Origin of the sequence: Streptomyces sp. NPDC007162 (assembly GCF_040634175.1) — a bacterium.
GTDB lineage: Bacteria > Actinomycetota > Actinomycetes > Streptomycetales > Streptomycetaceae > Streptomyces.
Genome location: NZ_JBEYFC010000451.1, coordinates 1 through 7,307, shown reverse-complemented (window position 1 = coordinate 7,307; position 7,307 = coordinate 1). Strand labels below are relative to the sequence as shown.

Genomic DNA, 7,307 nt, shown 5'->3' with positions numbered 1-7,307 from the left:
TCCCGCCACTGCCGGGCTCGGACGAACCGCCTGGCCTCGCTCTTGTCGTCGGCGAAGGCCAGCGCGGAGCCGGCGAACCGCCAGCTCTCCCGCGCGACGACGGTGGAGTCGATGGTGATCCGGGGCGAGTGGTCGCCGTCCCGGCGCAGGGTGAAGCGGTCCATCACACGGTTGCTGAGCGCGTGGCAGAACACGTCGAGCAGGTCGAAGACCGAGCCGTCGGGCAGCACGGCCGTGAGCCCGCCGCCGCGCTCCTCCACCCGCACCTCGCCGGAGCGGACGGTGCGCGGGCGGTGCGGGTCGGCGCTGTGGTCGGCGAGTGCGACGTAGTGGTCCTCCGGGCGGTCCAGGGACTGCCGGCTGCGGGCGGACCACTTGAGCGGAAGCTCCTTGGGCAGCATGGGCAGCAGCCGTGGGCCGGGGAAGTCGAGGGTGGTCTCGTCGATCAGCTGCCCCCGGTCGGGGTGCTGGTGGACGAAGAGCGACTGGGCGAGGGTGTTCATGGCGACGTGCAGTTCGCCGATGACGAGTTGGAACTCGCCGCGTTCGACGGCGTCCAGGTCCTCGGCGACGATCATCAGGTCGGGGCTGATGTAGCGGCTGAGCGACCAGCCGCGCCCACCCTCGGGGAACGCCTCGCGTACCCGGTCGGCGATGGCGGCACTGGAGAGCGAGACCCGCCGGGCGCCGGCCGGGGCGTCGATGATCCGCGCCCAGCGCTCGCGCAGCTCGGCCTGGATGCGCTCGATGTCGGTGAGGGATTCGGGGTGCGGGGCGGGCAGGCAGGCGAACCAGAGCGAGCCGAGGTCGACCTGCTCGTGCAGCTTCCGCAGCTCCTGGTAGGCCTCGTGGACGCGTGCGCCGATGGCCTCCGCGTACCGGTTGGTCATCCAGCGGGCGGCGGTCAGGCACAGCTCCAGCGGAGCGAGCCGGGCCAGGACGGCGGTGCCCACGGTCGCCGTGGCGGACCGGCGGCAGTCGGCGTACACCAGGGCGCGGTTGGGCGCGGTGCGGGCCCCCTTCTCGCGGACCGCCGACACCTCGGTGATCTCGGCGAAGCCCGCCTCCAGGGCGGCGAGCGCCGCGGTCAGCTCCTCGGGGTCGGTGCCCGCCCGCTGGACCCGGTCGCGGCCGGTCTCCAGCACCGCCAGCTTGGCCAGGGCGGGTTCCCGTACCGCCGGGTCGCCGATGCGCTCCAGCATGGCGCGCAGTTCCCGCTCGGGGTAGGTACCGGCGGGCACGTCCAGCTTCCAGCCGATCAGGCGGCGCGAGACCAGCCATTCCAGGGCCTCGGTCACCTCCCCGGCCGGCAGGTCGCGGCCCAGCTCCCGGGCGGCCAGGGCGGTGATCTCGGCGGGCGTCCGGCGCCCGTCGCACAGGCGCAGGACGGTGAGCGCGGGTTCCGGAGCCGGCTGCGGCGGGCGGCCGGGCAGGCGCACCGCGCCGTCGACCACCCGGACGAACGGAACCTGGCGCGGCGGCGTCCACGCGCGCACCCGCGGGTCGCGGTCGATGGCCTTCGCGAGGGCGTCCATCGACCAACTGGAGAAGTAGACCCGGGACTCGGCGACCAGGCCCGTGCCGGGGTGCACCTCGACGCCGCGCCGGGAGGGGTCGAAGGTGCCCCAGCCGACCGGTCCGAAGAAGCCGATGGTGTCGTTCTTGACGCAGAACCGCTGCCAGTAGTGGGCGACCAGTTCCTCGCGTTGGCGGGGCATGCTGGTGCGGCCCTCGGCGGACGGTGTCCAGTCGAGAAACGGCTTGATGCCGGTGCGCAGCACCGTGCGGTTCTGCCAGGCGACCGCGGCGCGGAACGGTGCCGAGGCGGCGATCTCCTGGAGGTCGCGTGCGGTGCGCACCGCGGCCGCGGAGAAGGCCTCCTCGAACGCCTGCCAGTCCGCCCCCGCCGGCACCTCCCCGGGGGCGAACTTGTCCGCGGCCGAGGCCAGGCCCTCCGGGGCCAGCCGTAGTACTCCCGCGGCGGGGAAACCGGGCCCGCGCAGTGCGAAGTGCGTCCACAGGCGCCACCCGCCGCCGGGCATGCGTATGGTGTCGGACATTGCTGTGCTACCTCCCTGGGAAGAGTGCGCCGGGCCGGCGGTCGGCCGGTCGTCAGGCCGGCTCTGCCGGGATGCCGCCGAGGCACCACTCCAGAACGGCGCGGGCGCTGTGGTACTTGTTCTCGGCCTGCTGGAACGCGATGCTCGCGGGGCCGTCCAGCACCTCGCCGGTCACCTCGTCGCCGCGGTGCGCGGGCAGGTCGTGCATGAAGACGGCGCCGGGGCAGGCCGCCAGCACGGCGGCGTCCACCCGGAAGGGGGCGAACACGCGCCGCCAGTCGGGGTCGGGCTTGGTCGTGCCGGTGGTCTGCCAGCGGGTGGTGTAGACGATGTCGACCTCGGGCAGGTCGGCCATGTTGTGCCGTTCCTCGACCAGCGCGCCGGACTCCTTGGCGTGCACGGCCGCCCGGTCGAGGAAGGCCGCGTCCAGTCCGTAGCCGGGCGGGGTCCGCAGGTGCAGCTCGGTGCCGCGGAACCGGCTGAGGGCCAGGGCGAGCGCCGAGGCGGTGTTGTTGCCCTCGCCGACGTACAGCACCCGCAGTCCCTCGATCCGCCCGAAGCGGCGAAGCATCGTGGTGAGGTCGGTGAGGGCCTGGGTGGGGTGCTCGGCGGCGCTCATCGCGTTGACCACGGCCATCCGCCGCTGGGCGGCGTAGGCGCGCAGTTCCTCGGTGCTGCCCACGGTGCGCGCCACCAGCACGTCGAGCATCCGGGAGAGCACGTCGCCGGTGTCCTCGGAGCTCTCCCCGGTGTTCTCCTGGAGGTCGCCGGGACCATAGGTGATCAGCCGCGCGCCGAGCCGGAGCGCGCCGGCCGAGAACGCGGTCCGGGTGCGGGTGGACGTCTTGCGGAACAGCACGCCGACGACGGCGTCGGCGAGCGGCCGGGCACCCTCGCACTCGCCGGCGGCGTACTGGGCGCCGCGGTGCACGAGCCAGCGCAGCTCCCGGTCGGTCAGGTCGTCGACGGAGATCAGGTGGTGGCGGTCGGGGCGGGGCATCGCGGGGTTCCTCCTCGGGTGGCTGGCCGTCAGTTCGCTTGCAGGGCGTCGAGCAGGATGCCGAGCCCGTCGTCGAGCAGACCGGGCTCGATCGTCAGCGGGGGCATCACCTTGAGGACCTCGTCGTAGCGGCCGCAGCGCTCGACGATCAGGCCGCGCTCGAAGGCGTGTCGCTGGACGCACTCGGCCCGCTCCGCACCGCCGGCCCCGGCGGTGTCGACGCCCAGCACCATGCCCCGGCCGCGCACCACGAGGCCGGGGTCCAGCGCGGCCGCGTCGGCCCGGAACCGGGCCAGGCGCTCCGCACCCCGCTGAAGGCCGCTCAGGAAGTCGTCCCGCTGCCACAGTTCACAGGCTGCGGTGGCCGCCACGAAGGCGAGCTGGTTGCCGCGGAACGTGCCGGTGTGCTCACCGGGCTGCCACAGGTCCAGCTCGCGGCGGAACAGCGTGAGCGAGAGCGGCAGCCCGTAGCCGCTGAGGGACTTGGAGACGGTGACGATGTCCGGCACGATCCCGGACTCCTCGAAGCCGAAGAACGCGCCGGTGCGGCCGCAGCCGGTCTGGATCTCGTCCAGGATCAGCAGCACCCCGTGCCGTTCGGTGACCTCGCGCAGCCGGCGCAGCCACTCCCGGCTCGCCGGGTAGACGCCGCCCTCCATCTGTACCGATTCGACGACGACGGCCGCGGGCGGTTCGGTGCCGGAGGACGGGTCCGCCCACAGCCGCTCGATCAGGCCGATCGAGTCGAACGGGCCGAGCGGGCCGTCCTCGAAGGGGACGAAGGTCACGTCCCCGCCGGCGACCGTGCCCGCGCGGCGGGCGCGGCGGCTGCCGGTGACCTCCAGCGAACCGCGGGACATCCCGTGGTAGGCACCGGTGAAGGCGGTCAGGCCGGTGCGGCCCGTCGCCCGGCGGGCCAGCTTGAGGGCTGCCTCGACCGCGTCGGTCCCGGTCGGGCCGGTGAACTGCACCTTGAAGTCGAGGCCGCGCGGCTGCAGCACGACCTCGGTGAGGCGGGTGAGGAAGTCGCGCTTGGCGACGGTGTGCAGGTCGAGGCCGTGCATGAGGCCGTCGTCGGCGAGGTAGTCGATGATGCGCCGCTTGACGGCGTCGTGGTTGTGTCCGTAGTTGAGGCTGCCGGCGCCGCAGAAGAAGTCGATGAAGGGCCGGCCGTCGTCGGTGTGCAGCAGCGCGCCCTTGGCGCGCTCGAACACCACGGGGAAGGTACGGCAGTACATCCGCACCTCGGACTCGATCTTCTCGAAGACAGAGGTGTCGGTGGTCGCGAGGAGTGTCATGGCGGTCCTTGGGCGAGGAGGTGGTTGCGGTCAGCGGCCGGCGGTCGTGCGCGCGCCGCGCGGGCGTGCGGTCAGCCGCGGCAGGGGGCCGTCCGGGGCCAGCGGTGGATAGCCGTCCAGGGCCGTGGCGAGTGCGGCGACGGTGGGGTGGTCGAACAGGGCCCGTACGGGGACGTCCACCCCGAGGGCGGCGCGCAGGCGCACGGACACCCGGGTGGCGAGCAGCGAGTGTCCGCCGAGCAGGAAGAAGTCGTCGTGGGCGCCGATCCCGGTGGCGCCGAGGACCTCTTCCCAGACCCTGGCCACGGACCGTTCCCGCGGGGTGCGCGGAGCGGCTGCCGGGCCGGCCGCCTGCGGCGCAGGCACGGGGAGCGCGTGGCGGTCCACCTTCCCGCTGACCGCGGTCGGGATGGCGTCCAGCAGGACGAACGCGGCCGGCACCAGATGGTGGGGCAGGGAGTCGAGCAGTTCGCCGCGCAGGGCGTCGGGGGCGGGAGGGTTTTTGGGGTCGTCCGCGACCAGGTACGCGGTGAGCTGCTGACCGCCGTCGGCGTCCGGCGTCGGGTGCACCACGGCGGCGCGGACGCCGTCGAGAGCGAGCAGCGCGGCCTCGATCTCGCCCGGTTCGATCCGGTGGCCGCGGATCTTCACCTGGTGGTCGCTGCGGCCGAGGATCTCCAGCGAGCCGTCCGGACGGATCCGGCCGAGGTCGCCGGTGAAGTAGAGCCGGCCGCCGGGCGCGGTGGAGTGCGGGTCGGGGAGGAAGACGCCGGCGGTCTGGGCGGGCCGCCCCCGGTAGCCCCATGCGAGGCCGTCGCCCCCGATGCAGACGTGCCCGGTGACGCCCTCGGCCACCGGCTCCAGCCGGTCGTCGAGCACCCGGACGGTGGTGTTGTCCACCGCCGCCCACCGCTCTACCCGTCCGTCGGCGCCGTGCCGGGCCACGCTGGTCCAGATCGTGGCCTCGGTCGGCCCGTAGAGGTCCAGGACCGGGGCTCCGTCCGCCGCGAGCGCCGCGGCCAGGTCGGTGTGCAGCTTCTCTCCGCCGGACAGCACCGTAAGACCTGGGCCGGGGGTCCAGCCCGTGTCGACCAGCATCCGCAGCATCGACGGGGTGGCCTGCATCAGATCCGGGCGGGCCTCGCCGATCAGCCGGATCAGGCGCTCGGGGTCGCGGGCCTGCTCGCTGTCGGCCAGCACCAGCCGGGCGCCGGTCAGCAGCGGCAGGCACAGCTCCAGCATCGAGGGGTCGAAGGAGGCGGTGGTGACGCCCAGCACGGTGGCCTCCGGCCCCGGCTCCAGCCGGGCCGCCATGGCGAGCAGGAAGTTGGTCAGGGCATGGTGCGGGATCTGCACGCCCTTGGGGGTGCCGGTCGAGCCGGAGGTGTGGAAGACGTACGCCAGGTCGTGCGGTCCGGTGGTCCGCTCGCGCCGGTGCGCCGGGCCGGCCGGCGGCGGGTCGCCGTCGAGCAGAAGGATCCTTGCCCCGGTGCCGGCCACCCGTCCGGCCAGCGGGCCGGTGGTGACGACCACCGCGGCCCTGGTGTCCTCGATCAGGTGGCCGATGCGCCGCGCGGGGTGCAGCGGGTCGAGCGGGACGTAGGCGGCGTCCGCCTTGAGAACGCCGAGCAGGGCGACGAGGAGCCCGGTGCCGCGCTCCAGCAGAACGCCCACCCGGGTGCCGCGGCCGACGCCGAGGCCGCGCAGCCGGTGTGCCAGCTCGTCGGCCCGCCGGTCGAGTCCGGCGTAGCTCAGCTCGCCGTCCCCGGAACTGACGGCAATGGCGTGCGGGGTGCGGCGCGCCTGCTGCTCGAACAGGTCGGTGACGGTCTGCGGGGGCACGGCGCGGGCGCTGCCCACACCGAGCGCGAGCCGGCGGCGGCGCTCGCCGCCGGGCAGCGGCTCGAGTACGGAGGTGGCACCGGCCAGCGGCTTGTCCGGGGTGGCGAGCAGCTCGTGCAGGAGCCGGACGTAGTCCTCGGTGATGCGGGCGGCCGTCTCGGGCGTGAACAGCGCGGTGGCGTACTGCAGGCGCAGCCCGAGGCTGCCGTCGGGGCGGCCGAGCAGGTCGAGCGCCAGGTCGAACGGTGTCCCGGCGACCGGGGCGGGCACCACTTCGACCGACAGGCCGGGCAGGTCGGGTGGTTCGGCCTGGGAGTCGAGGGTCAGGAAGGAGACCTGGAAGAGGGGGTTGCGGCTGAGGTCGCGGGGCGGGGCCAGCTCGCCGACCACGCGTTCGAACGGGGTGTCGGCGTGCGTGAGGTCGGCCAGGAACGCGTGCCGGACCCGGTCCACCAGCTCGCCGAAACCCGGTCGGCCGGACAGGGCGGCGCGCAGCACCACGGTGTTGACGAAGGGGCCGACGAGGTCCCTGGCGGCGGGGTGGCCGCGGCCGGCGACCGGGGTGCCGACGGCGAAGTCGCTCTGCCCGCTGTAGCGGCCCAGTTGGGCCTGGAAGGCCGCGAGCAGCACCATGAAACGGGTGGCGCGGCGGGAGCGGGCCAGCCGGTCGGCCCGTGCCACCAGATCGGCAGGGAGGGTGAACCGGGCCACGGCGGCGGTGCCGTCGAACTCGGCCGGGCGGGGCCGGTCGGTCGGCAGGTCCAGCGGCGGCAGGTCCGCCAGCCGCGAGCGCCAGTGGTCGAGGCCGCGGGCGAGCCGGGGACCGGCCGACCGCTCGCGCTGAAGGGCCGCGAGGTCGGAGTACTGCAGGGGAAGCTCCGGCAGCCCGTGGCGGACACCGGTGGTCCTGCCGCGGTAGGCCGCGGCCAGGTCTCGGGTGAGGACGTTCCAGGAGGAGAAGTCGAAGGCGATGTGGTGGACCACGACGACCAGCAGGTGGTCGTCGGGCGCGAGCCGCGCCAGAGTGGCCCGCAGCGGCGGCGCGGTCGACAGGTCGACCGGCCGGCGCAGCGCGCGCTCGAGGACCGCGGCGATGCCGGCCGCTCC

The 7,307-nt window shown here is 74.4% G+C and carries 4 protein-coding genes; all 4 read right to left on the bottom strand.

What is annotated here, in order from left to right; all coding sequences use genetic code 11:
- A partial coding sequence (locus ABZ646_RS35660; protein WP_360528483.1) for a lantibiotic dehydratase occupies positions 1-2,060 on the bottom strand: 2,060 nt, incomplete at its 3' end.
- Positions 2,061-2,112: 52 nt separating this feature from the next.
- The gene (locus ABZ646_RS35655; protein WP_360528480.1) at positions 2,113-3,060 is read right to left on the bottom strand and encodes an ornithine carbamoyltransferase; all 948 of its coding nucleotides are present in this window, start codon (positions 3,058-3,060) and stop codon (positions 2,113-2,115) included.
- A gap of 29 nt (positions 3,061-3,089) precedes the next feature.
- Positions 3,090-4,358, bottom strand: a complete 1,269-nt coding sequence (locus ABZ646_RS35650; protein WP_360528477.1) for a diaminobutyrate--2-oxoglutarate transaminase — start codon at positions 4,356-4,358, stop codon at positions 3,090-3,092.
- Positions 4,359-4,388: 30 nt separating this feature from the next.
- A partial coding sequence (locus ABZ646_RS35645; protein WP_360528474.1) for an amino acid adenylation domain-containing protein occupies positions 4,389-7,307 on the bottom strand: 2,919 nt, incomplete at its 5' end.